Origin of the sequence: Burkholderia sp. NRF60-BP8 (genome assembly GCF_001522585.2) — a bacterium.
Classification (GTDB): Bacteria; Pseudomonadota; Gammaproteobacteria; order Burkholderiales; family Burkholderiaceae; genus Burkholderia.
Genome location: NZ_CP013373.1, coordinates 2216914 through 2240741 on the forward strand (window position 1 = coordinate 2216914; position 23828 = coordinate 2240741).

At 65.7% G+C, this 23828-nt stretch carries 22 protein-coding genes, 1 tRNA gene and 1 pseudogene; 7 read left to right on the forward strand and 17 right to left on the reverse strand.

The window, feature by feature from the left end; genetic code table 11:
- Positions 1-4 precede the first annotated feature (4 nt).
- The 6 genes from WS54_RS23735 to WS54_RS23760 all read right to left on the reverse strand — a co-directional run bounded on the left by WS54_RS23735 (position 5) and on the right by WS54_RS23760 (position 6473).
- Positions 5-1048: a microcin C ABC transporter permease YejB gene (locus WS54_RS23735; protein ID WP_034207700.1), complete on the reverse strand. Its 1044-nt coding sequence runs from the start codon at positions 1046-1048 to the stop codon at positions 5-7.
- A 51-nt stretch (positions 1049-1099) separates the two neighbouring features.
- Complete coding sequence (locus WS54_RS23740; protein ID WP_034207701.1) at positions 1100-2974, reverse strand: extracellular solute-binding protein; 1875 nt, start codon at positions 2972-2974, stop codon at positions 1100-1102.
- Positions 2975-3117: 143 nt separating this feature from the next.
- Positions 3118-3474: a hypothetical protein gene (locus WS54_RS23745; protein WP_027808916.1), complete on the reverse strand. Its 357-nt coding sequence runs from the start codon at positions 3472-3474 to the stop codon at positions 3118-3120.
- Positions 3475-3711: 237 nt separating this feature from the next.
- Positions 3712-4377, reverse strand: coding sequence for a response regulator transcription factor (locus WS54_RS23750; protein WP_059782911.1), 666 nt, complete (start codon positions 4375-4377; stop codon positions 3712-3714).
- A gap of 18 nt (positions 4378-4395) precedes the next feature.
- Positions 4396-5787: a sensor histidine kinase gene (locus WS54_RS23755; RefSeq protein WP_059782913.1), complete on the reverse strand. Its 1392-nt coding sequence runs from the start codon at positions 5785-5787 to the stop codon at positions 4396-4398.
- An 11-nt stretch (positions 5788-5798) separates the two neighbouring features.
- Positions 5799-6473, reverse strand: coding sequence for a response regulator transcription factor (locus tag WS54_RS23760; RefSeq protein ID WP_034207704.1), 675 nt, complete (start codon positions 6471-6473; stop codon positions 5799-5801).
- 218 nt (positions 6474-6691) lie between these two features.
- Here WS54_RS23760 and WS54_RS23765 point away from each other — a divergent pair, with 218 nt between their 5' ends.
- Positions 6692-6991, forward strand: coding sequence for a DUF4148 domain-containing protein (locus tag WS54_RS23765; RefSeq protein WP_034207705.1), 300 nt, complete (start codon positions 6692-6694; stop codon positions 6989-6991).
- Between the two features lie 111 nt (positions 6992-7102).
- Here WS54_RS23765 and cyoD read toward each other — a convergent pair whose 3' ends face one another.
- The 5 genes from cyoD to WS54_RS23790 form a co-directional block, all read right to left on the reverse strand.
- The gene (gene cyoD / locus WS54_RS23770) at positions 7103-7435 is read right to left on the reverse strand and encodes a cytochrome o ubiquinol oxidase subunit IV (RefSeq protein WP_034207706.1); all 333 of its coding nucleotides are present in this window, start codon (positions 7433-7435) and stop codon (positions 7103-7105) included.
- Positions 7436-8044, reverse strand: coding sequence for a cytochrome o ubiquinol oxidase subunit III (gene cyoC, locus WS54_RS23775; protein ID WP_027784811.1), 609 nt, complete (start codon positions 8042-8044; stop codon positions 7436-7438).
- Entirely contained in the window at positions 8044-10050 is a 2007-nt protein-coding gene (cyoB, locus tag WS54_RS23780) for a cytochrome o ubiquinol oxidase subunit I (protein WP_059782916.1), read from the reverse strand. Before cyoB ends, cyoC begins: the two co-directional genes overlap by 1 nt.
- Positions 10051-10053: 3 nt before the next feature.
- Positions 10054-10941: a ubiquinol oxidase subunit II gene (gene cyoA / locus WS54_RS23785; RefSeq protein ID WP_034207708.1), complete on the reverse strand. Its 888-nt coding sequence runs from the start codon at positions 10939-10941 to the stop codon at positions 10054-10056.
- A gap of 278 nt (positions 10942-11219) precedes the next feature.
- Complete coding sequence (locus WS54_RS23790; RefSeq protein WP_059782918.1) at positions 11220-12749, reverse strand: complex I subunit 4 family protein; 1530 nt, start codon at positions 12747-12749, stop codon at positions 11220-11222.
- 915 nt (positions 12750-13664) lie between these two features.
- Between WS54_RS23790 and WS54_RS23795 the strand changes: the two genes are divergently transcribed.
- Positions 13665-14066 carry a cupin domain-containing protein gene (locus WS54_RS23795; protein WP_059782962.1) on the forward strand — a complete coding sequence of 134 codons (402 nt, stop codon included), beginning with the start codon at positions 13665-13667 and terminating at the stop codon, positions 14064-14066.
- A gap of 124 nt (positions 14067-14190) precedes the next feature.
- Here WS54_RS23795 and WS54_RS23800 read toward each other — a convergent pair.
- Positions 14191-14284 (reverse strand) — tRNA-Ser (locus WS54_RS23800).
- A gap of 110 nt (positions 14285-14394) precedes the next feature.
- Positions 14395-15648 (reverse strand): aspartate kinase, encoded by a 1254-nt coding sequence (locus tag WS54_RS23805; RefSeq protein WP_011549493.1) that lies wholly within the window; start codon positions 15646-15648, stop codon positions 14395-14397.
- Between WS54_RS23805 and WS54_RS34525 the strand changes: the two are divergent.
- A pseudogene (locus tag WS54_RS34525) lies at positions 15631-15868 on the forward strand (hypothetical protein); the annotation flags it as partial. The gene WS54_RS23805 and the pseudogene WS54_RS34525 sit on opposite strands and share 18 nt — an antisense overlap.
- Positions 15869-15989: 121 nt before the next feature.
- Here the strand turns inward: WS54_RS34525 and tilS are convergent.
- The 4 genes from tilS to cysS form a co-directional block, all read right to left on the reverse strand.
- Entirely contained in the window at positions 15990-17420 is a 1431-nt protein-coding gene (gene tilS / locus WS54_RS23810; protein WP_059782920.1) for a tRNA lysidine(34) synthetase TilS, read from the reverse strand.
- A gap of 46 nt (positions 17421-17466) precedes the next feature.
- Positions 17467-18438, reverse strand: coding sequence for an acetyl-CoA carboxylase carboxyltransferase subunit alpha (locus WS54_RS23815; RefSeq protein WP_034207712.1), 972 nt, complete (start codon positions 18436-18438; stop codon positions 17467-17469).
- A gap of 103 nt (positions 18439-18541) precedes the next feature.
- Entirely contained in the window at positions 18542-19369 is an 828-nt protein-coding gene (locus tag WS54_RS23820; RefSeq protein ID WP_034207713.1) for a DNA-3-methyladenine glycosylase family protein, read from the reverse strand.
- Between the two features lie 43 nt (positions 19370-19412).
- Positions 19413-20810 carry a cysteine--tRNA ligase gene (cysS, locus tag WS54_RS23825; protein ID WP_034207714.1) on the reverse strand — a complete coding sequence of 466 codons (1398 nt, stop codon included), beginning with the start codon at positions 20808-20810 and terminating at the stop codon, positions 19413-19415.
- A gap of 234 nt (positions 20811-21044) precedes the next feature.
- Here cysS and WS54_RS23830 point away from each other — a divergent pair, with 234 nt between their 5' ends.
- The 4 genes from WS54_RS23830 (at position 21045) to WS54_RS23845 (ending at position 23790) form a co-directional block, all read left to right on the forward strand.
- Positions 21045-21767, forward strand: a complete 723-nt coding sequence (locus WS54_RS23830) for a tetratricopeptide repeat protein (RefSeq protein ID WP_060259468.1) — start codon at positions 21045-21047, stop codon at positions 21765-21767.
- A gap of 40 nt (positions 21768-21807) precedes the next feature.
- A complete protein-coding gene (locus WS54_RS23835) occupies positions 21808-22383 on the forward strand; it encodes a peptidylprolyl isomerase (protein ID WP_034207716.1) in 576 nt (191 codons plus the stop codon).
- Positions 22384-22471: 88 nt separating this feature from the next.
- Entirely contained in the window at positions 22472-22963 is a 492-nt protein-coding gene (locus tag WS54_RS23840) for a peptidylprolyl isomerase (RefSeq protein ID WP_006483987.1), read from the forward strand.
- A 26-nt stretch (positions 22964-22989) separates the two neighbouring features.
- Positions 22990-23790, forward strand: coding sequence for a UDP-2,3-diacylglucosamine diphosphatase (locus WS54_RS23845; protein WP_034207717.1), 801 nt, complete (start codon positions 22990-22992; stop codon positions 23788-23790).
- The last annotated feature ends 38 nt before the right edge of the window (positions 23791-23828 follow it).

The window sequence follows — 23828 nt, forward strand, 5'->3', positions numbered from 1 at the left end:
CATGTCAGCGCTCCAGGTTGTCGAATTGAATGCGCGGATCGACCCACACATAGCAAAGATCGGAGACCAGCTTGGTCGCGAGCCCGATCAGCGTGAACAAGTACAGCGTGCCGAGCACGACCGGGTAGTCGCGCCGCACGACCGACTCGTACGACAGCAGCCCGAGGCCGTCGAGCGAGAACAGCGTTTCGATCAGCAGGCTGCCCGTGAAGAACGCACCGATGAACGCGGCCGGGAAGCCGACGATCAGCGGCAGCATCGCATTGCGGAACACGTGCTTCCACAGCACGCTGCGCTCGGAGAGCCCCTTCGCGCGCGCGGTCAGCACGTATTGCCGGCGGATCTGGTCGAGAAACGCGTTCTTCGTGAGCATCGTGACGACCGCGAAGCTGCCGACGACCGACGCGGTGATCGGCAGCGCGATGTGCCACAGGTAGTCGAGCACCTTGCCGACGAGCGACAACTGCGCGAAGTTGTCCGACGTGAGGCCGCGCAGCGGAAAGAGCTGCCAGAACGAGCCGCCGCCGAACAGCACGAGCAGCAGCACGCCGAGCACGAAGCCCGGGATCGCATAGCCGACGAGCACGACGAGGCTCGTCGCGACGTCGAACGGCGAACCGTTGCGCACCGCCTTCGCGATGCCGAGCGGCACCGAGATCAGGTACGTGAGGAAGAACGTCCACAGCCCGATGCTGATCGACACGGGCAGTTTCTGCACGACCAGCGACCACACGCTCTGGTGGCGAAAATAGCTGTCGCCGAGATCGAAGCGTGCGAAGCGCTTCAGCATCAGCCAGTAGCGTTCGAGCGGCGGCTTGTCGAAACCGTACAGCGCCTTGAGCTGCGCGAGCTGCTGCGCGTCGACGCCGGTGTGTGCGCGCATCCCGAACGGCGTCGCGCCCTGCTCCGTCGCGCCCTTGCGCAACTCCTGCACGGCCTGCTCGACCGGGCCGCCCGGCACGAACTGGATCACCGCGAACGTGAGCGTCAGCACGCCGACGAGCGTCGGGATCATCAGCAGCAGGCGTTTGAGGATGTAGCTCCACATAGGGCGTCGACTCGTGATCGGATGGCGGGTTGGACGGAGGGCCGGCGCGGGTCAGTGATCGGGCTTCGCCCACCAGGTCGACACGACCCAGCCCTCGGCCGAATAGTACAGCGGCAGCGTCTGCGGATAGGCCAGCGTGCGCTTGTACGCGATGCGGTGCGTCGTGCTGTACCACTGCGGGACCGCGTAGTAGCCGTGCATCAGCACCCGGTCGAGCGCGTGCGTCGCGTCGAGCAGTTCCTCGCGCGTCTGCGCGGTGCCGAGCGCATGCAGCAACGCGTCGACGGCCGGCGATTTCAGCCCGATGAAGTTGTCGGAGCCCGGCTCGTCGGCGAACTTGCTCGCGTAACGCGAGTATTGCTCGGCGCCCGGCACCTGCACGCCCGGCAGGCGGATCGTCGTCATGTCGTAGTCGAACGCATCGAGGCGCTTTTGCAGCAGCGCGTAATCGGCCGTGCGAAAGCGCACGTCGATGCCGAGCTTCGCGAGGTTGCGCCGGTAGGCGGTCACGACGCCTTCCATCGCGCCGCCCGCATCGTCCAGGATCTCGAACGCGAACGGCTCGCCCTTCGCATTGCGCAGCGCGCCGTCGCGGTAGGTCCAGCCGGCTTGCTCGAGCAGTGCGCGCGCCTTCAGCAGGTTCGCGCGCAGCGAGCCTGGCGGATTCGTGTCCGGCTGCGCGACCATCGGGCCGAACACGGCCGGATCGAGCTGCGCGCGCAGCGGCTCCAGCAGCTTCAGCTCGCCCTCGCCCGGCGTACCGGTCGCCTGCAGGTCGGTATCGGCGAAATAGCTGTCGAGGCGCGTGTATGCGCTGTAGAACAACTGGCGGTTCAGCCATTCGAAGTCGAACGCGAGATCGAGCGCCTGGCGCACGCGCACGTCGCGGAACAGCGGCCGGCGCAGGTTCATGAAGAAGCCCTGCATGCCCGCGCCGTTATGTTGACGGAATTCGCGCTTGACGAGCTCGCCGCTGTCGAAGCGCTTGCCGACGTCGCGCCGCGTCCAGTTGCGCGCGACGTACTCGACGAGCACGTCGTATTCGCCGGCCTTGAACGCCTCGAGCCGCGCGACGCCGTCGCCGTACAGCTTGTAGACGATCCGCTCGAAGTTGTTGGTGCCGATCCGTACCGGCAGATCGGCGCCCCAGTACGCGGGATTGCGCCGGTAGGTGATCGTGCGGCCGTTGTCGTAGCGCTCGATCAGGTACGGGCCGCTGCCGATCGGCTGCTCGAACGCGAGCTGGTCGAACGGGACGCGCGAGCCGTCCGCGCGCAATCCCCACTTGCGCGAGAACACGGGCACGCCGCCGGCGATCAGCGGCAACTCGCGATTCGCGCTGCGGAACTCGAACCGGACCGTCGCCGGATCGACGACCACGGCTTTCGCGATCTCCGCGAAATACGCGCCGAACTGCGGTGCGGCCTGCTTGCTCTTCAGCGTGTCGAACGAAAACTTGACGTCGTCGGCCGTGACGCGATCGCCGTTCGAGAAGCGCGCGCGCGGATTCAGGTGGAACGTGACCGAGCGGCGGTCCGGCGCGACGTCGATGTCGTCGGCCAGCAGCCCGTATGCGGACGCCGGTTCGTCGGAGCTGCCGGTCGCGAGGCTCTCGAACAGCATGTCGATGCCGGGTGCGGAGTTGCCGCGCATCGTGAACGGATTGAACTTGTCGAACGACGTCATCCGGTTCGGGTTCGCGAGCACGAGCGTGCCGCCCTTCGGCGCGTCGGGGTTCACGTAGTCGAAATGCCTGAAGCCCGGCGGATACTTCGGCTCGCCGTACTGCGCAATCGCGTAGGCCGCGTGCGCGGCCGGCGCGGCGAGCGCCGCGTGCAGCGCCAGCACCGCGGCCATGCGGCCGGCGGCCCGCAGCGCGCCGACGCAGGCGCGCGCGGCGGCGGTCCGGGGCGAACCCTTCGTCATAGAGGCCCTGTCGTCGAATGAGGGTAGTAACGTGGAGCGATTCTACCCATTCAATCCGTCGAGCCAAAAGAAAACCGCCACACGGGCGGTTTCCTCGCGAGCCGCTGTCGCGCACGCGGCACGCATGCGCGACCGGTCGTCGATCAGCGCCAGCCGTTGTGGCGGCCGTGATCCCAGTGGCCGCGATCGCCGCCCCAGCCGCGCCCATGGTGGCGATACCACTCGTCGCGGCCCCAGTAGCGGCGGCCGTCCCAGTAGCGGTCGCCGTGCCAGCCGATCACGATCGCCGGCGCCGGCGCATACACGGGCGCCGGTGCATAGACAGGCGCCGGCTGATAGACGACCGGCGGAGGCGGCGGCGCATACACGGGCGCGGGCGCGACGTAGACCGGTGCCGGCACGCCGACGTTGATCCCGACATTGACTCCCGCCATTGCTGCGCCCGACACGAGCAAGGCCGTCATACCGGTCAGGAGCGAGGCAACACGCAAAGTCTTCATGGATTCCTCTTCTGGTTGTGTCATGTGTGATTCGACTATAGCGGCAAGCGCCGTCCCCGCATATTTCAAGTTTGTAAGAACTGATGCGCGGCATCGCAACGGAAAGCCCGCGCTAACGTCTTGTAACAATCGACGCCGATTTGCCCCGCCGAGCCCACGCATACCGAGTCGCGGCTGTTTGGCAGCTTCGGCGGTCGTCAAGACCTTCTTCGAGCCGGGCGGCGATATCCTCGGCCGTCATCCGCCCGTGTCGAACCGGAAGCCGAATCGCGCAACCGTTTCGATCCGCGCGGAAAACGCATGCGCGGCCAGCTTGCGCCGCAACCGCACGATCAGCGCATTGACCGTTTCGGGTTCGACGTCGACATCGCCCCACGCGTAACGCAGCACGGCGTCGCGCCCGACCGGCCGCCCTGCTTCGCGCAGCAGGCATTCGACCACGCGAAATTCCCGTGCGCTGAGCGCGAGCTGCCGGCCACGCTCGTCGAGTGCGCGCGTCGCCGTGTCGAGCCGGATCGAGTCACGCATCGCGACGATGCCCGCGCGGCGCCACAGCGCGCGCAACCGCTCGTGCAATTCGACGAACGAACACGGATGGGCGAGGCATACGTCGCAGCCGGCCTCGAGCATCCGCGCACGCTGGGCGGACGTCGTGCCGGCGACGATCGCGGCAATCGTCGCGCTGCCGGCCGACGCGGCGAGCGGCGGCAATCCGTCGAGAATCGCCGGCATGGCGGCACCGTCGGTCGCAACGATCACGATCGCGTCGAACCGCTCCTGCGTCGCCGCGAAACAGCCGTCGCGCCAGTCGCCGATGCGCTCGACGCCGTGCATGCTCTCGCGAAACGCCTTGTCGAGCCGCAACGCGTCCGGCGTCGGCGGCGCAATCAGCAGGATGCGCATCGATCGCCCCCGCCTGCGTCACGCGAGCGAACGCGGCCAGCATTCGACCGTGATCGCCGCACCGGCCGGCTGGGCATCGCCGATCCGCAACGCGAAACCGTGCACGCGCATCACCGCCGACACGATGCTCAACCCGAGCCCCGAGCCGTTCACATGGCGCGTGCGCTCGCCGCGATAGAAGCGTTCGAGCACCGCTTTGCGCTCGCCGGGCGCAATGCCGGGCCCGGTGTCGTCGAACCGGACGAGCGGACCATGCGGCGTCGTCCGGAGCACGACGCGCACGCGGCCGCCCGGCGGTGTGAACTTGATCGCGTTGTCCGCGAGATTGCTGAACGCCTCGAACAGCAACGCACGATCGCCATGGATGCCGTCGACCGCGGCCGCATCGAGCTCGAACGACACGTCGACGGCCTCGGCCAGCGGCTCGTAAAGTTCGCACACGTCGCGCAGCAACGCCGCGACGTCGACCGCGGCAAAACCGCCGCGCCGGCTCAGCGTCCCGATCTCGGAGATGCGCAGCATCGCGCGAAAACGTTCGAGCAGGCGGTCGGTTTCGTCGCGCGCCGACGCCAGCAGCGCCGCCGACGCGGGATCGTGTGCGCAGAACGGCTGGTCGGCAAGCCGCGCCAGCATCGTATGCACGCGTGCGAGCGGCGTGCGCAGGTCGTGCGCGATCCCGTCGCAGGTATGCCGCACCTCGCCCATCAGTCGCTCGACTTCGTCGAGCATGTGATTCACGAGATGCGCGAGCAGATCGAGTTCGTCGTAGCGGCCGACCGGCAGCCGCTTGCCGAGATCGCCTTCGGCGATCTGTCGCGTGACGCTCCGGATCGCGGCGACGCGGCGCATCTGCCGCATCCCGAGCATGCTGCCGCCCGCGATGCCCGCGATCAGGATCATCACGCCGCCGACCACGAGCCCGCGGATCGCGACGTCGCGGATCTGGATGAAATGCGACAGGTCGCGTGCAACCACCAACGTCATCCCGTTGTCGCGGCGCACGGCCATCGCGCGCGCGACCGGCGCCGCCTGGCCGTCGAGCAGCGCGAGCGTGCGGTCCAGCGTACGGCCGTGGCGATCCGTGCGCAGCGTGGGCGGCGTCGCGATGTCGCCGGCCAAGCGGCGCCCGTTCGCATCGAACAGCCCGTAGAAATTCGTATGCATGTGCTCGTGCTCGAGCCGCCGATGGATCGCAAGCGGCAGCGCGGCATCGGGAATCGAATCGAAATAGATCAGTTGCCACGCGAGCACCTCGTCGGTATCGCGTGTCATCGTGTGCGTCGCGGCCACGCTGATCACGCCCGCGAGCAGCAGCAGCGACACCGAAAAGATCGCCGCGTACGCGCACAGCCAGCGAAACGTCGTCGTATGCCAGCGGCGCGTGAAGTTCGCCGCGCGGGCTGCGTCCATTCGCGCCTCCGTCAAGCGAGCATGTAGCCCGACCCGCGCACCGTCTGGATCATCGGGTCCGCGCCGGGCGGGTCGATCTTCTTGCGCAACCGGCCCATGTGGACGTCGATCAGATTGGTGCCGGGATCGAAGTGATAGCCCCACACGGCCTCGAACAGCATCGTGCGCGTGATCGTCTGGCCCGCGTTGCGCATCATGAATTCGAGCACGCGGAACTCGGTCGGCAGCAGCGGAATCTCGTCGGCGCCGCGGCGCGCGCAGCGCGAAATGAGGTCGAGCTCGAGCGCGCCGACCTTCAGCAGCGTCTGCTGCGGCACGCCCGATGCCTGCCGGCGGCGCAGCAGCACTTCGATGCGCGCGCTCAGTTCGCCGGAATCGAACGGCTTCGTCAGGTAATCGTCGCCGCCCGCGCGCAACCCGCGGATGCGTTCGTCGACGTCGCCCAGCGCGCTCAGCATCAGTACCGGCGTATCGATGCCGACCGTGCGCATCGCGGTCAGGATCGCGAGTCCGTCCGCGCCCGGCAGCATCCGGTCGAGCGTGATCGCGTCGTACGATGCGCTCATCGCGCGCATCATGCCTTCGCGGCCGTTGTCGATCCAGTCGACCTCGAACCCGCGTGCGGTCAGTTCGCCGACGATTTCGTTCGCAGTCACCGCATCGTCCTCGACCGTCAGTACTCGCATGGTTGCCCTCGCAATCAACTTCAACACGGGCGCGCACGATGCGCCCGCCACTATCGTAAGCGCTACGATCGCCGTGCGGCGCCAGATGAAAATAGCTTCATCCTGCATCGCACCGCGCGCGCATGAAACATGTTTCATCCGTGCGTCGGCCACCCTGCGACCGGGTGCGCCTACGCTGACCTCATGCGGCATCGGGCCGCGAAACCAGGAGCCATCGGATGAAACTGTCGACCACCGTCGCCTGCATGCTGCTCGCATGCGCCAGCACCGCCGCGTTCGCGGGGCCGCACCTCACGCCGCAGGAATGCACCGCGTACCCGTTCGTGCACACGGGTCGCGGCGTCACGCGTGCGGACCTCGTGCGCGAGCTGACCGAGCTCGAACAGGTCGGCTACGACCCGGCCCATGCGAGCCCGTACTACCCCGACGATCTCGACGGCGCGAAGCATCGGCTCGCGGCCGAGTACCGCGCCGACTGCACGCATGCGCTGACGGCCGACGCGGGCGCGCGACACTGACTGCACTGCCCGGCGCAACGCAACAGCCGGAAAAACAAAAAGGCGGCACGTGCGTGCCGCCTTTACTTCGTGAATCCGCACGGATATCGACCCGCTGCGCCACGCTGCCGCTCAACGCGACATCATGTTCATGCTGACGTTGTGCATCACCCAAAGCGTGCCGACGATCAGGATCGCCGCGGTCAACACCGTATAGCTGAACGCCATCACGTTCCAGCGCTGGCCCGACGAGCCGTTCATGTGCAGGAAGTACACGAGGTGCACGACGATCTGCACGAACGCGAGCACGGCGAGCCCGACGAGCGACGCATGCGGCGACAGCACGCCGCCCATCACGAGGCCGAACGACGCGGCCGTGAGCAGCACCGACAGGATGAAACCGGCGACGTAGCCGCCGACGCTGCCGTGCCCTTCTTCGAGTTGAGACGAATGCGAATGGGCCATTTAGATCACGCTCGCGAGATAGACAAAGGAAAACACGCAGATCCACACGATGTCGAGGAAGTGCCAGAACAGGCTCAGGCACGTCAGGCGTCGCAGGTCGCGATCGGTCAGGTCGCCGCCGCGCAATACGATCTGCGCGGCCAGCACGATCATCCACAAGAGACCGGCCGTCACGTGCAGCCCATGCGTGCCGACCAGCGTGAAGAATGCCGACAGGAACGCGCTGCGCTGCGGGCCGGCGCCCTCCGCGATCAGGTGCGAGAACTCGCGCAGTTCCATCGCGAGAAACGCCGCGCCGAGCACGAACGTCACCGCGAGCCACGCGAGCAGCGCGCCGCGCCGCTGCTTGTACGCCGCCAGCATCGCGAAACCGTACGTGATGCTCGACAACAGGAGTGCCGCGGTTTCGACCGCGACGCCCGGAATGTCGAACAGCTCTTTCGCGGTCTGCCCGCCCGCGTACTGGTGGCCGAGCACCGCGAACGTCGCGAACAGCGCCGCGAAAATCACGCAGTCGGTCATCAGGTACAGCCAGAAACCGAACACCGAATGCGACGGCGGATGGTCGTCGTGCTCGAGCAGGGTTGCGCTCAAGGTTTTCTGCAACATCAGTTGGCCTCCAGTTCCACGTCGTCGACGCGCGCAGCCGTGCGCTGCGTCGGCTGCTTGTCTTCGGTCTTGCGCACCGTCGACGCAGGGATGTAATAGCCGTCGTTATCGCGCGAGCTGTAGATCACGAGCGTCGCGACGATCCCGACGAGCCCGCCGATCGCCATCCACCAGATGTGCCATACCAGCGCGAAGCCGAGCACCAGGCTGAAGATCGCGATCACGAGGCCCGCACAGGTATTCGACGGCATGTGGATGTCGCGAATCGCCGCCGGGTTCGGCCGGCCTTCGCCGCGCGCCTTCATGTCCGCATACGCGTCGAGCGTGCGCACCTGCGGGATCACCGCGAAGTTGTAGTCGGCCGGCGGCGACGAGGTCGCCCACTCCAGCGTACGGCCGCCCCACGGGTCGCCCGTCGTGTCGCGGTACTCGGGCAGATGGCGGTTGCGGATGCTGACCACCAGTTGCAGCAGCTGGCACGCGATGCCGATCGCGATCAGCACGGCGCCGAATGCGGCAACCAGCAGCCACGGATGCCACGCCGGATTGTCGTAGTGGTTCAGGCGGCGCGTCATGCCCATGAAGCCGAGTACGTAGAGCGGTACGAACGCGACGTAGAAGCCGACCTGCCAGAACCAGAAAGCGGCCTTGCCGAGCTTCTCGTTCAACTTGAAGCCGAACGCCTTCGGGAACCAGTAGTTGAAGCCCGCGAGATAGCCGAACAACACGCCGCCGATGATCACGTTGTGAAAGTGCGCGATCAGGAACAGGCTGTTGTGCAGCACGAAGTCCGCGCCGGGAATCGCCATCATCACGCCGGTCATGCCGCCGAGCGTGAACGTGACCATGAAGCCGATCGTCCACAGCACCGGCGTCGTGAATTCGATCCGGCCGCGGTACATCGTGAACAGCCAGTTGAACACCTTCACGCCGGTCGGAATCGCGATGATCATCGTCATGATCCCGAAGAACGCATTCACGTTCGCGCCCGAACCCATCGTGAAGAAGTGATGCAGCCACACGAGGAACGACAGCACCATGATCGCGCAGGTCGCGTACACCATCGTCTTGTAGCCGAACAGCGGCTTCTTCGCGAACGTCGCGATGACTTCCGAGAAGATTCCGAACGCCGGCAGGATCAGGATGTAGACCTCCGGATGACCCCACGCCCAGATCAGGTTCAGGTACAGCATCGCGTTGCCGCCGGCGTCGTTCGTGAAGAAGTGCATGCCGAGGTAGCGGTCGAGGCCGAGCAGCGCGAGCGTCGCGGTCAGGATCGGGAACGACGCCATGATCAGCACGTTCGTGCAGAGGGCCGTCCACGTGAATACCGGCATCTTCATCAGCGTCATGCCGGGTGCGCGCATCTTGATGATCGTCACGAAGAAATTCACGCCGGTCAGCAGCGTGCCCACGCCGGAGATCTGCAGCGCCCACAGGTAATAGTCGACCCCTACCCCCGGACTGAACTGCAGCTCCGACAGCGGCGGGTATGCGAGCCAGCCCGTCTGCGCGAATTCGCCGATCACGAGCGACACGTTGATCAGAATCGCACTGACCGCCGTCATCCAGAACGACAGCGAGTTGATGAACGGGAACGCGACGTCGCGCGCACCGATCTGCAGCGGCACGACCAGGTTCATCAGGCCGACCATGAACACCATCGCCATGAAGAAGATCATGATCACGCCATGCGCCGTGAAGATCTGGTCATAGTGGTGCGGCGGCAGGTAGCCGGGCGCGTTGTACGCGAGCGCGAGTTGCATGCGCATCATGATCGCGTCGGCGAAGCCGCGCAGCAGCATGATCAGCGCGACGATGATGTACATCACGCCGAGTCTCTTGTGGTCGACCGTGGTCAGCCATTCCGTCCACAGCCATTTCCACCGGCCGGTGATCGTCAGCGCGGCGAGAATGCCCAGCACGACCAGCCCCATGAAGGCGCCGGCCCCCATGATGATGGGCTGATCGAACGGGATCGCCGAAAGTGTGAGTTTGCCGAACATGCGTTACCCCTTCGTGCCGCAGGCGGCGTCCTTCAGGTCGAGGACGTGGCCATCGTTGTATTTCGCGATGATGTTGTGGAAGAGCCGCGGGTCGACCGACGAGAAGTAGCGCACCGGCGCCTTCTCGCTCGGCTGCGCGACGCCGCCGTACATCGTCGCGTCGAGCCGGTCCGGCGACGCCTTCACCTTCTGCACCCACGCGTCGAACTGCTCGCGCGGCTCGGCGAGCGTGCGGAACTTCATATCGGAGAACCCGCGGCCGCTGAAGTTGGCGGACGTGCCCGCGTAGTTGCCGGGCTCGTCGGCGATCAGGTGCAGGCGCGTCTGCATGCCGGCCATCGCGTAGACCTGGCCGCCGAGTTGCGGGATGAAGAACGAATTCATCACCGAATCCGACGTGATGCGGAAGTTCACCGGCGTGCCGACCGGAATCGCGAGCTGGTTCACCGACGCGATGCCGAGTTCCGGATAGATGAACAGCCACTTCCAGTCGAGCGCGACCACCTCGACGTCGATCGGCTTCACCGCCGATTCGAGCGGCTTGTACGGATCGAGCTCGTGCGTGGTCTTCCACGTGAGCACGCCGAGAAACAGGATGATCAGCGTCGGCACCGTCCAGATCACGACCTCGATCGCGGTCGAGTGCGACCAGTTCGGCGCGTAGGTGGCGCTGCGATTAGACGCGCGATAACGCCACGCGAACCACAGCGTGAGCAGGATCACCGGCACGACGACGATCAGCATCGCCCACGTCGAGGTGGCGATCAGCGCCTTTTCGGCGGCGCCGACGCTTCCTTTCGGATTTAGTACATCTAAATTACAGCCTGACAGGCTCAACGCCGCGCCGCTCGACATCAGCGCCGTCCAGCCTCTTGAAACGCTTCTTTTCATCACACCGCCCGAGGGTCATTGAATCCGTTTGCGTATGCCCGATGCGCATTCGATTCACGAAATTGGCCGAATCATACGTCGCGCGGGTGCGATGAAAAACCGGTGCATGCGGCAAATCATCATTGCAAAATCTGCCGTGAGTCACATTGTCGCGGGGCAATTTCACGCAGCCGGGAGCGAGCCCGGCACGCGCCGTGCCGGGCCTCGATCGATGCGTGCGCAACGATGCGCGCCGCGCGATGCGGCCCGCTCGATCGGCGCAGCTCGGTGCGCCGCGATCAGTCGTGCGTCGATGCCATGTACGACGGCAGCGCTTGCACGGGGCCGTCCCCTGCCGGCACTTTCGAACGGCTCGCTTCCTGGATCAGCTTGCCGACGGTCGGATCGATCGCATCGGTGAAGGGCTTCGGATCGATGCCGACCGCCAGCACGATCAGCGCGAGCGACGCGAACATCCCGATCTCGCGACGGTTCAGATCGGCGAGCTTCGCGATCCGCTGGCTCGAGACCTTGCCGAACACCACGCGCTTGAGCATCCATAGCGTGTACGACGCGCTGAGGATCAGCGTGAGCGCCGCGATCGCGCCGATCCAGAAGTTGAAGCGAATCGCGCCCATGATCACCATGAACTCGCCGACGAACCCCGACGTGCCCGGCAGGCCGACGTTGGCCATCGCGAACAGCAGCGTGAAGGTCGCGAAACGCGGCATCACGCCCGCCACGCCGCCGTACGCGGCGATCTCGCGCTGCCGGGTGCGATCCACGAGCACGTTCACGCACAACAGCATCGCGCCCGCCACGAAACCGTACGAGACAAGCTGCACGATCGCGCCTTCGACGCCGATCCGGTTGAACAGGAACAGCCCGAGCGTGACGATCCCCATGTGCGCGACCGTCGAATACGCGAGCAGCTTGCCGAGATCGGTCTGCGCGAGCGCGATCAGGCTCGCGTAGACGATCGCGAACAACGACAGCGCGATCACGGCCGGCGCGAAGAAGTGGCTCGCATCGGGCGTGATCGGCAGCGCGAAGCGCAGGAATCCGTAACCGCCGAGCTTGAGCATCGCGAGCATCAGCGCGGCACCGGTCGGACCGTCCGTGTACACGTCGCTCAGCCACGTGTGGACCGGCCACATCGGCACCTTGACCGCGAACGCGGCGAAGAAACCGAGGAACACCAGCAACTGCGGCGCGAAGCCAAGTTGCAACGTGCGCCACACGGCCATGTCGAACGTATGCGACTGCGCGTACAGGTACAGCATTGCCATCAACAGCAACAGCGAGCCGGCGAACGAGATGAAGAAGAACTTCACGGCCGCATACACGCGGCGCTCGCGCCCCCACGTGCCGATCAGCAGATACAGCGGGATCAGCGTCGCTTCGAAGAAGATGAAGAACAGCAGCCCGTCCTGCGCGACGAACGCGCCGACCATCAACCCCGACAGGATCAGGAACGACGCGTAGTACTGCGCGACGCGCACCGTGACCGATTCCCACGACGCCACCACCACCACGAGCGTCGTGAACGCGGTCAACACGACGAGCCACAGCGACGCGCCGTCGATGCCGACCCGCCATCCGGCATTGAACGCCGCCAGCCAGTCGCGTCTTTCGACGAACTGCATCGTCGCCGAATGCGCGTCGAAGCCGGCAATCAGCGGGACGACGGCCGCGAGCCCGGCAATCGCGCCGACCAGCGCGATCAGTCGTATCCGGCGTGAATGCCGGTCGGAACCGGCGCGCAGCAACCCCGCGCCGAACAGTATCGGAACCCAGATGGCCAGGCTCAGGAAGGGGAAATCGTGCATGTCAACAAAGCCTTGAGGAGGTCGCGCGTTGCATCGGGGACAGGCGCGACGAAAGGAACGAAATCGAATCGACAGGTAGATTTCGTGAATCGCCAATGTTGGCTAAATGTAAAGCGGCATCACCGGAAAACTTGATGTCGCTCAAACGCGATCGGGTTAACCAGCATAAGGCGATTGATTATTTTCTGCAGCGCAGCAGAGTGTTATTTTTGGGAGTCGACATAGTTCACTGATTTTTATGAGTAATTTTTCGTAGTACGTGATCGGCTACGCCACGCCTATCGACGCGCTGCCGCATTTTTGACGTCAACCGATCATTTCAAAGGGTTGGAACGAGATGGCTGACGTTCCGCGATGCAGCGGTCGCTTCGCCTTCTCCGTCTTACACGAATACTTTCATTACTATTTCGATTAATTTCGCGTAGCGCAAGCCGGGCAAAGCGTTGCCCTCGCCTGTCGGTTTCACGTGGCCCGCCGCTAACGCCGATATCTCGAGCAATTCCCTACGCGCAGGGTCATCGCACGTTAGTGATCGCGTGGTGCGGGAGTCGTCGACCATTGCACATTGCATGCCGATAGACCCGGGTTAGCCGGACAAAGTCGCTCGCGGACGATTCCCGCTTCATATCCCTACGCCGCACCTGCTCCGTTCGCCCCAAAGATTTTCTTTCGGCGTGGACAAGATGTTCTCGATTGTCGACGGGCCGGACGGTAGGCATAGTTCCTCGCTCGCCGTGCAGATCGCAGCAAAGCCGGCTCGACCGGTGGCTTCGGTACGTTCGCTGCATTCCTTCGTTCCCCGACAGCGGTCGGGATCGTCGTTGCCGGCGAGCACACCTCGATCGATGGAGCGACCTCCGCATACCGGATTCTCCCGTCACGCGCCGACGGCGCATGCTAGTCAGAGACTGTCCCATGAAAATCTATCACTGCCTTCCTCTCATCTTGCTGACCCTGGCGAGCGCTCGACTCGCCGAAGCCGTCGATCGGGCACCCGCGGCCAAGGACACCGTCGTCTTGCAACGCGTTCCCGTCCCGGGATCGGATCACGAGATGGGCATGGGCATTGCCGAATTTCCTCCGAACGCGTCGAAGCCGCGGCACAAGGCGACTGGGCCCGAGGTTGCATACGTGCTGTCCGGCGAGGTCACGGTGGAGGCCGACGGTCAAGCCACGCGAGTCGTTCACGCCGGCGAGAGCTACCGGATGCCGGCCGGTGCCGTTCACGTGACGACTGCCGGGCCGGCAGGGGCGAAGGTTCTTGCCACGTGGGCCTGGATACCCGGCAAGCCGTTCAACATCCGCGTGCCGGACTAGCAGGCGCCGATCGACGACGGCAAACATGTTGCGTCGAGGCGGGTTCGCGAAATTGGGCAAGCCCCAGGCTGAAAAAGAAAAAGCCCCGCAAGTCCGAGAACTTGCGGGGCTTTGTCACCGCTTTTGGCGGAGACGGAGGGATTCGAACCCTCGATCCAGGTTTTGGCCCAGATGCTCCCTTAGCAGGGGAGTGCCTTCGACCTCTCGGCCACGTCTCCCAAACTTTCGCTCGCACCAGGGAGGCAGTGCGACGAGAACGAGATAATAAAGGGTTTCGAACCGTACGTCAATTTCCGTGATGCATTTTCTTCAATGCATCACGAAAAATTCACGATGCCTGGTCGAGTTCGAATACCTTGTGCAGCGCGCGGACGGCCAGCTCCATGTATTTCTCGTCGATCAGCACCGAAATCTTGATTTCGGACGTCGAGATCATCTGGATGTTGATGCCCTCTTCCGACAGCGTGCGGAACATCTTGCTCGCGACGCCCACGTGCGAACGCATGCCGACGCCGACGACCGACACCTTCGACACCTTCGGGTCGCCCTGCACGCGCTCGGCGCTCACATGGCCCTGCACCTGGTTGGTGAGGATGTCCATTGCCTTCTGGTAGTCGCCGCGGCCGACCGTGAACGTGAAGTCGGTCTTGCCTTCGACGCTCTGGTTCTGAATGATCATGTCGACGTCGACGTTCGCATCGGCCACCGGGCCGAGGATCTGATATGCGATACCCGGCTTGTCGGGCACGCCCATCACCGCAATGCGTGCTTCGTCGCGCTGGAACGCGATGCCGGAAATGACTGCCTTTTCCATGGTCTCGTCTTCTTCAAAAGTAATCAGGGTGCCCGAGCGCATTTCTTCGTCGAGCGCAATCAGCGGATCGGTCAGGCTCGACAGCACACGCGTCTTCACCTGGTATTTGCCGGCGAATTCGACCGAGCGGATCTGCAGGACCTTCGAGCCGAGGCTCGCCATTTCCAGCATCTCCTCGAACGTGACGCGATCGAGGCGGCGCGCCTCTTCGACGACACGCGGATCGGTCGTGTAGACGCCGTCGACGTCGGTATAGATCAGGCACTCCTCGGCACCCAGCGCGGCCGCCACCGCCACCGCGGACGTGTCCGAGCCGCCACGGCCGAGCGTCGTGATGTGACCGTCCGGGTCGACGCCCTGGAAGCCCGTGATGATCACGACCTTGCCCGCGTTCAGATCGTCCTTCACGCGCTCGTCGTCGATCGAGTGAATGCGTGCTTTCGTGAATGCGCTGTCGGTCTTGATCGGCACTTGCCAGCCGGCATAGCTCACGGCCTCGACGCCGATTTCCTGCAGCGCGATCGACAGCAGGCCGACGCTGACCTGCTCGCCGGTCGACGCGATCATGTCGAGCTCACGCGGGCTCGGCTGGCTCGAAATCTCTTTCGCAAGACCGAGCAGACGGTTGGTTTCGCCGGACATCGCCGACGGCACGACCACCATCTGGTGCCCGGCCTGATGCCATTTTGCGACGCGTTTCGCGACGTTCTTGATGCGCTCGACCGAGCCCATCGAAGTGCCGCCGTATTTGTGTACGATGAGTGCCATTGTCGTTCTGAACTGGAGGAGAAACCGCACGGGCGCGCTGGGCAGGCCGCGGAGCCGTTCGGTCACGCGGCTTGTGGCTGTGGACGGACGACGAGGGGGACGGCTGGGACGCAACACGCAAGCGTGACGGATTTTGCCCGGAAGGCCGATCAGGCCGCGCAAACCGGGTACGTCACGCGGAAAACCTGCACAAAACGCTCAAAAATCGAGCCGAGCAAACGACCGAGCGTACCCGATAGAAGCCCGCTTGACAAGCCGCGCACCGTGTCGACGGCCGTTCCGGCGCTGTTTACCAAATGGTGAAAAGGGTCCGCCGTCGCGCCGCCGGCAGCCCGCCGCCGCTAGGCGATCAGCAGGTCCGGGCGCCATTCGATCCGGCGCCATGCGGGGGATGCGGGGGCGCCGGGCGCCGCGTCCTCGGGCACGTCGATGTCGCGATTGACGCCCAGCCGCGGCACGTAGATCAGTCGGTCGCCCGCGAACAGCAGCGGCACGTCGCGCTGCCACGCCGGCACGCCGCGCTCCTGGAACAGATTCTTCAGCGTCCGGCCCGGCCCGCCCGGCGACGTACGCATCCGTTCGCCGCCGGCCCGGGTGCGCACCGCCAGTCGCGCGCCGCGCAGCAGTGCCTCCGGCACCGCGTCTGCGCTGCCCGCGTCGGCCGGCGCGAACACGAACGTGCCGCGCCATCCCGGCAGGCGCCACACTTCCTGTCCGTCCCAGGCGAGCGCCGCCTCCGGTTGCGGCGTGCCCGTACCGTCGTCGGCCGGTTCGCTGCTGTCGCCCGCTTCCCAGTAGACGACATCGCGATAGAGCCGCAGGCACTGCCCCGCATGATCGACGCGCAGCGCATGCGCGTCGCGCGCCGCGCGCAGTTGCCGCATCATGTTGGCCAGCCGGGCAGCCGACGCGCCCGGCAAACCGAGCCGACGCATCCAGAAGCGCAGCAGGTTCGCGCCTCGCGTGTCGTCGAACGCGACCAGCGCATCGCGCGACAGCGCCCGACCGTCGTCGCGCGCGGCGACGGCGAAATCCAGCTCGGCCAGATCGTCGAGCAGCCGCTGAGCGGCCGCCGCATGCTGGGCCGCGCGACCAAGCGCGTCGCGAAAGCCCGGGAAATGCACGGCCAGCGCCGGCAGCACGTCGATGCGCAGCGCATTGCGCGCATAGCGCGTATCGCCGTTCGATTCGTCGTCGATCCACGCGAGCGCGTGCTGCTCCGCATAGCGCTCGAGTTGTGCGCGCAACAGTCGCAGCAATGGACGCACACGCTCGATGCGCGTGCCGTCGGGGCGATAACGCGGCGCCATCGCGGCAAGCCCCGCGATTCCCGCCCCGCGCAACAGTTGCAGCAGCACCGTTTCCGCCTGGTCGTCCGCATGTTGCGCGAGCCACAACGCCGCCACGCCGTGGCGCTCGCCCATCTCGTCGAGCGCCGCGTAGCGACGCTCGCGCGCGGTCGCCTCGAGACCGAGCCCGCTGTCGCGCGGCACGTCGACGCGCATCGATTCGAATGCGACACCGAGCTGCGCCGCTTGCGCTTCGGCATGCGCGACCCATGCATCGGCGTTCGCGCTCAGGCCGTGATGCACGTGCAGCGCGACACAGCGCGATGCGCCCGCGACGCGCACGGCCGCATCGAGCAGCACCGTCGAATCCAGGCCGCCGCTGTAGGCGATCGCGATGCGCGCATCCGGCGGCAGGCCGGAAAGCGCAACGCCGACCGCGTCGAATACGACACGGTCGGCGGAAAATTCGTTGGGCGGGATCACGAGCGGGACGCGCGCGCAGCGGCGCGCGAATCGAATACGCAGCCGGTCATGCGCCGGGCGTGGTTTCCTTGAACTTGCCGTAGGCCATCAGGCGCTCGAAGCGGCGCTCGCGCAGCGCATCGATGCTCATGCCCTGGAACTGGCGCAGCGAATCGGCCAGCGCACGGCGCAGCAGCGCGGCCATGCCCTTCGGATCGCGATGCGCGCCGCCGAGCGGCTCGTTGACGATCTTGTCGATCAGGCCGAGCGCCTTCAGGCGGTGCGCGGTCAGGCCCAGCGCTTCCGCCGCTTCCGGCGCCTTCGCGGCGCTCTTCCACAGGATGGACGCGCAGCCTTCCGGCGAGATCACCGAGTAGGTCGAGAACTGCAGCATCATCACGGTATCGGCCACCGCGATCGCGAGCGCGCCGCCCGAGCCGCCCTCGCCGATCACCGTCGTGATGATCGGCGTCTTCAGCTCGGCCATCACGTACAAGTTGCGGCCGATCGCCTCCGACTGGCCGCGCTCTTCCGCGCCGATGCCCGGGTACGCGCCCGGCGTGTCGACGAACGTGAAGATCGGCAGCCCGAACTTCTCGGCCAGACGCATCAGGCGTTCGGCCTTGCGATAGCCTTCCGGGCGCGGCATCCCGAAGTTGCGCGCGGCGCGCTCCTTCGTGTCGCGGCCCTTCTGGTGACCGATCACCATGCACGGATGACCGCCGAAGCGTGCGAGACCGCCGACGATCGACAGGTCGTCCGCGAACGCGCGGTCGCCATGCAGCTCGTGAAAATCGGTAAACAGCTCCGCGACGTAATCGAGCGTGTACGGACGCTGCGGATGCCGCGCGATCTGCGAAACCTGCCACGGCGACAGGTTCGCGTAGAGGTCTTTCGTCAGTTGCTGGCTTTTCTTCGACAGCCGCTCGATTTCTTCCGAAATATCGACAGCCGAGTCGTCCTGCACGAATCGCAGCTCTTCGATCTTGGCCTCGAGTTCGGCGATCGGCTGTTCGAAATCCAGAAACGTGGTCTTCATGTGTTCGAATCCTTGGGTCTTGCGGCAGCGCGTATTCTACCCGCGCGGGCGACGCTCAAAACCGGCTCTCAACTATTGATGTTTAAAACCCGATAGCCGGCGCTCAGGCGTCGGCGTCGGGCGCATCGAGGCTGCGCCACATGTACCAGGTCGCGACGGTGCGCCACGGTTCCCAGTTGGCCGCGACCTCGCGCGCCTCGCTGCGCGTGACGGGTTCCCCGCTGAAGTAATTGACGCTGATCGCACGGATCAGGCCCGGGTCGTCGAGCGGCAGCACGTCCGGCCGCGACAGGTTGAAGATCAGGAACATCTCGGCGGTCCAGCGGCTGATGCCGCGGATCTGCGTGAGTTCCGCGATCACGTCCTCATCGTCCATCGACGTCCATTTGTCGACGTGCAGCGCCCCCGACACGAAATGCTGCGCGAGATCGAGGATGTATTCCGTCTTGCGCTTCGACAGCCCGCATGCGATCAGCTTGTCTGCGCCGAGCCGGATCACCGGTTGCGGCGCGAGTTTCGGACAGGCGTCCTCGATGCGCGCCCACAGCGACTGGGCGGACGGCACCGAAATCTGCTGGCCGACGACCGAGCGCGCGAGCGTGACGAACGGGTCGCCGCGCTTCACGAGATGCGCGGGGCCGAACTTCGGAATCAGCTTCTTCAGGATCCGGTCGCGCTTGACGAGGTCCGCGCACGCCTTGTCCCAATAGGCAGGACGCACGACGACCTCCTCGCCGTCCGCTTCGGACACACGTGTCTTGCGGGCCGTGTCGGCGGCCGGCGGCGCGGCCGCGGGCTGCGCATGACCGTTCAGCGCGCCGTTCGGCACGGCGCGCGTCGCGTCCGCCTTCGTCGCCGGTACGCGCTTGGCTGCCGGACGCGCGGCGACCGGGGTCGCGCGCCTCACCGGCGCTTTTCTGGCCGTTGCCATCTTGCCTCCTACCTGACGGATCGGTCAGTGGAACGCACCGCGCTCATACGCGACGCCATTCGGTCGATCCGCCCGGTTTGTCTTCAAGTGCGATGCCGGCGTCGAGCAATTCCGCCCGGATCCGGTCCGCTTCGGCATAGTCCTTCGCTTGCTTCGCCGCGACGCGCGCGGCGATCTTCGCTTCGATCTCGTCGGCAGCGAGCCCGCCCGCCTGCGCGGCGCCCGACGCCTGCTGCAGGAACGCGCGCGGTTCGCGGCCCAGCAGGCCGAGCAGGCCCGCCAGCTGTTTCAGTTGCCGCGCGAGCGACGCATCGCGCGTGCGGTTGACTTCGCCCGCCAGCTCGAACAGCGTCGCCACCGCGACCGGCGTGTTGAAATCGTCGTTCATCGCGGCCGCGAAACGCTGCGCGTGCGGCTCGTTCCAGTCGAGCGCGAGCGTATCGGCGTCGACGTCCTTCAGCGCGGTGTACAGACGCGTGAGCGACGCGCGCGCATCGTCGAGGTGCACGTCGCTGTAATTGAGCGGCGAACGGTAGTGCGTACGCACGATGAAGAAGCGCACGACTTCCGCGTCGTAACGCTCGAGCACTTCGCGGATCGTGAAGAAGTTGCCGAGCGATTTCGACATCTTCTCGTTGTCGACCTGCACGAAGCCGTTGTGCATCCAGTAGTTGACGAACGTCTCGCCGGTCGCGCCCTCGCTCTGCGCGATCTCGTTCTCGTGGTGCGGGAATTGCAGATCCTGCCCGCCGCCGTGGATGTCGAAGTGATTGCCGAGCAGCGTGCAGCCCATCGCCGAGCACTCGATGTGCCAGCCCGGGCGCCCCATCCCGTACTTCGACGCCCACGACGCGCCTTCCGGATCTTCCGGCTTCGCGCGCTTCCACAGCACGAAGTCGAGCGGATCTTCCTTCGCGTCGTTCGCGGCGACGCGCTCGCCCGCGCGCAGATCGTCGAGCGACTTGCCCGACAGCTTCCCGTAGTTCGTGAACTTGCGCACCGAGTAATTGACGTCGCCGTCGGTCGCCTGGTACGCGTAGCCGTTCGTCTCGAGCGTCTCGATCATGCCGAGCATCTGCGGGATGAACTGCGTCGCGCGCGGCTCGATGTCGGGCCGCTGGATGCCGAGCGCGGCTTCGTCCTCGTGCATCGCGCCGATGAAGCGGTCGGTCAGCGACTTGATCGTCTCGCCGTTCTCGACCGCGCGGCGGATGATCTTGTCGTCGATGTCGGTGATGTTGCGCACATACGTGACCCGATAGCCGATCGCACGCAACCAGCGCTGGACGAGGTCGAACACGACCAGCATGCGCGCGTGGCCCACGTGACAATAGTCGTAGACGGTGATCCCGCATACGTACATCCGCACTTCGCCGGACTGGCGCGGCACGAAAACTTGCTTGTCACGCGCGAGCGTGTTGTAGATGCGCAGTGATTCCATAGAGATGAACCGTGAGCCGAAGGAAACCGCCCTGGCGAAGCTCGCCCAGCATGTGAAACGGACGGACCATCTGCCGCGGCGCCAGGCCGCGCGTCCTCGATATCACATGGGGCGGTCAGGCTGCAAGCACAGCGGTGACGGCCACGAGAGGCTGAGAAAGACTGTCTGACGCTCGCCGGAACGCGCAGACGTTTTGTTAGAATGGCTCGGAGTATAACATTCCGATTTACGCCTATGAAACCTCATCGCGGCCGCGCGCCGAGCGCTGCGACCCTCGTTGCGACCACCGTCATGGGCGTCGCGCTGACGCTTTTCGCGGCTCCCGCGGCGCATGCGCAAAAGGCCCCGGCGGTCGCCGACGGCACCCCCGAAATCGACGCGTCGATCGCCGGCAAGCAGTGGAAGCAGGCGCTCGCGCAGCTCGACGCACGCATCGCGTCGAACCCGCACGACGTGCAGGCGCAGTTCAAGCGCGGCACCGTGCTGGCCCGCCTGAACCGCGACGACGACGCGATCCAGCAGTTCGTCGCGATCACGCAGGCGTACCCCGAACTGCCCGAGCCGTACAACAATCTCGCGGCGCTCTACGCGAAGCACGGCCGCTACGACGAAGCGCGCACCGCGCTCGTCACCGCGACGCAATCGAACCCGAGCTACTCGCTCGCGTACGAGAACCTCGGCGATCTGTACCTGCGGCTCGCGGCCGAATCGTACAAGCGCGCGCAATCGCTCGGCCGCACGAGCGGCGCGACCGCGCAACGCCTCGCCGATCTCCAGAAGATCGTGTCGCCGTCGAAAGCCGCGCCGAACGCCCGCGCGACGACGCCGACCACGCGCGACTACACCGATCGCGCCGCCGCGAACGTGAGCACCACCACGCTGCCGATGTCGCCGACGTTCCAGTTCAGCGGTCCGTCGGGCGCACTGGCGGCGCCGTACGTCGCGCCGTCGAAATAAGCGGCGCGGCCTTCCTTCCCCTCCCAACCTGAGGATCGCAATGAAACGTCTGTTGCTGGCGCTTGGCGGCGCCGCCCTTCTCGCGACCGCACCCGCGTTCGCGCAAACGGCCACCGCGCACCCCGTCGTGCAGCTGAAGACCTCGCAGGGCGACATCCGCGTCGAGCTCTATCCGGAGAAGGCGCCGAAATCCGTCGCCAACTTCCTCGATTACGTGAAGTCCGGCCAGTACAACGGCACGATCTTCCATCGCGTGATCAAGGGCTTCATGATCCAGGGCGGCGGCTACAAGACCAACTTCGAGGAGAAGCCGACCCGTGCGCCGATCCCGCTGGAGAGCCGCAATGGTCTGAAGAACCTGACGGGCACGATTGCGATGGCGCGCACCAGCGACCCGAATTCGGCCACCGCGCAGTTCTTCATCAATACGGTCGACAACGGCGGCCTCGACTACCCGAACCCGGACGGCAACGGCTATGCGGTGTTCGGCAAGGTCGTGTCGGGTCTCGACGTCGTGAAGAAGATCGAAGGCGTGGCGACGACCTCGCGCGGCCCGATGCAGGACGTGCCGGCCCAGCCGGTCGTGATCGAATCGGCGAGCATCGTCTCGAAGTAAGCACCTGCCGGCACGTCCGGCGCCTCACGCGGCCGCGTCGCACGACCGGCCGCGTGCCATTTAAACCGCCTCACCGAAGGAATTCATCATGGTTGAACTGCATACGAACCACGGCGTGATCAAGCTCGAACTCGACGCCGCGAAGGCACCGAAGACGGTCGAGAACTTCCTGAACTACGTGAAGAAGGGCCATTACGACGGCACCGTGTTCCATCGCGTGATCAACGGCTTCATGATCCAGGGCGGCGGCTTCGAGCCGGGCCTGAAGCAGAAGCCGACCGATGCGCCGATCGACAACGAAGCGAACAACGGCCTGAAGAACGACAACTACACGATCGCGATGGCGCGCACGAACGATCCGCATTCGGCGACCGCCCAGTTCTTCATCAACGTGAACGACAACGACTTCCTGAACCACTCGTCGCCGACGCCGCAGGGCTGGGGCTACGCGGTGTTCGGCAAGGTCGTCGAAGGCCAGGACGTGGTCGACAAGATCAAGGGCGTCAAGACGGGCAACGCCGGCTTCCATCAGGACGTGCCGACCGACGACGTCGTGATCGAAAAGGCCGTGGTGGTCTGACGCGCAGTCGTTACGGAGGCACTTCGATGTTGCAGGAGAGTCCGCCGCGAAGCGTCTCCGCGGGCGTGCCGGGCGAGCGCGAATACGCGCAAGCCGCACGCCCGTTCCTGTTTCTCTCCGATCTGCATTTGAGCGAAGCGATTCCGAAGACGGTCGCCGCGTTCGAGCATTTCGTGAGATACACCGCCGACAGCGCCGATTCGGTGTTCATCCTCGGCGACCTGTTCGAATACTGGATCGGCGACGACATCCTCGACGACGATCCGTTCGCCGCGCGCATGGCCGCGCTGATGCACACGTTCTCGGAACGCGGCATCGCGCTCTACGTGATGCACGGCAACCGCGATTTCCTGCTCGGCCGGCGCTTCATGAAGGCGGCCGGCGCGATGCTGCTGCCCGACCCTTCGCTGATCGTCGCGTTCGGCCAGCGCATCGTGCTCGCGCACGGCGACGCGCAATGCACGGCCGACCGCGGCTACCAGATGTTCCGTCGCTTCGCGCGCAACCGCGTCGCGCAATGGCTGTTTCTCGCGTGGCCGTTCCGCTGGCGCCGCGCGCTCGCGCAACGCATGCGCTCGACCAGCGAAGCGGGCCGCATGCGCCCCGCTTCGGCCCTCTACGACGTCACGCGGGAAGGCGTGGCCGCGCTGTTCCGGAAAAGCCGCGCGAGCGTGATCATTCACGGCCACACGCACCGCCCCGCGCGCCACGCGGAACCGGGCGGAATCCGCTGGGTGCTGCCCGACTGGGACCTCGATCACGGCACGCCGCGCGGCGGCTACCTGCGCGTCGATGCGGAAGGCATCCACGCGATGCCGCTCGACTGACGCCGCCGCGGCCGCGCCGACAGCCGCCGTCGGCGCCC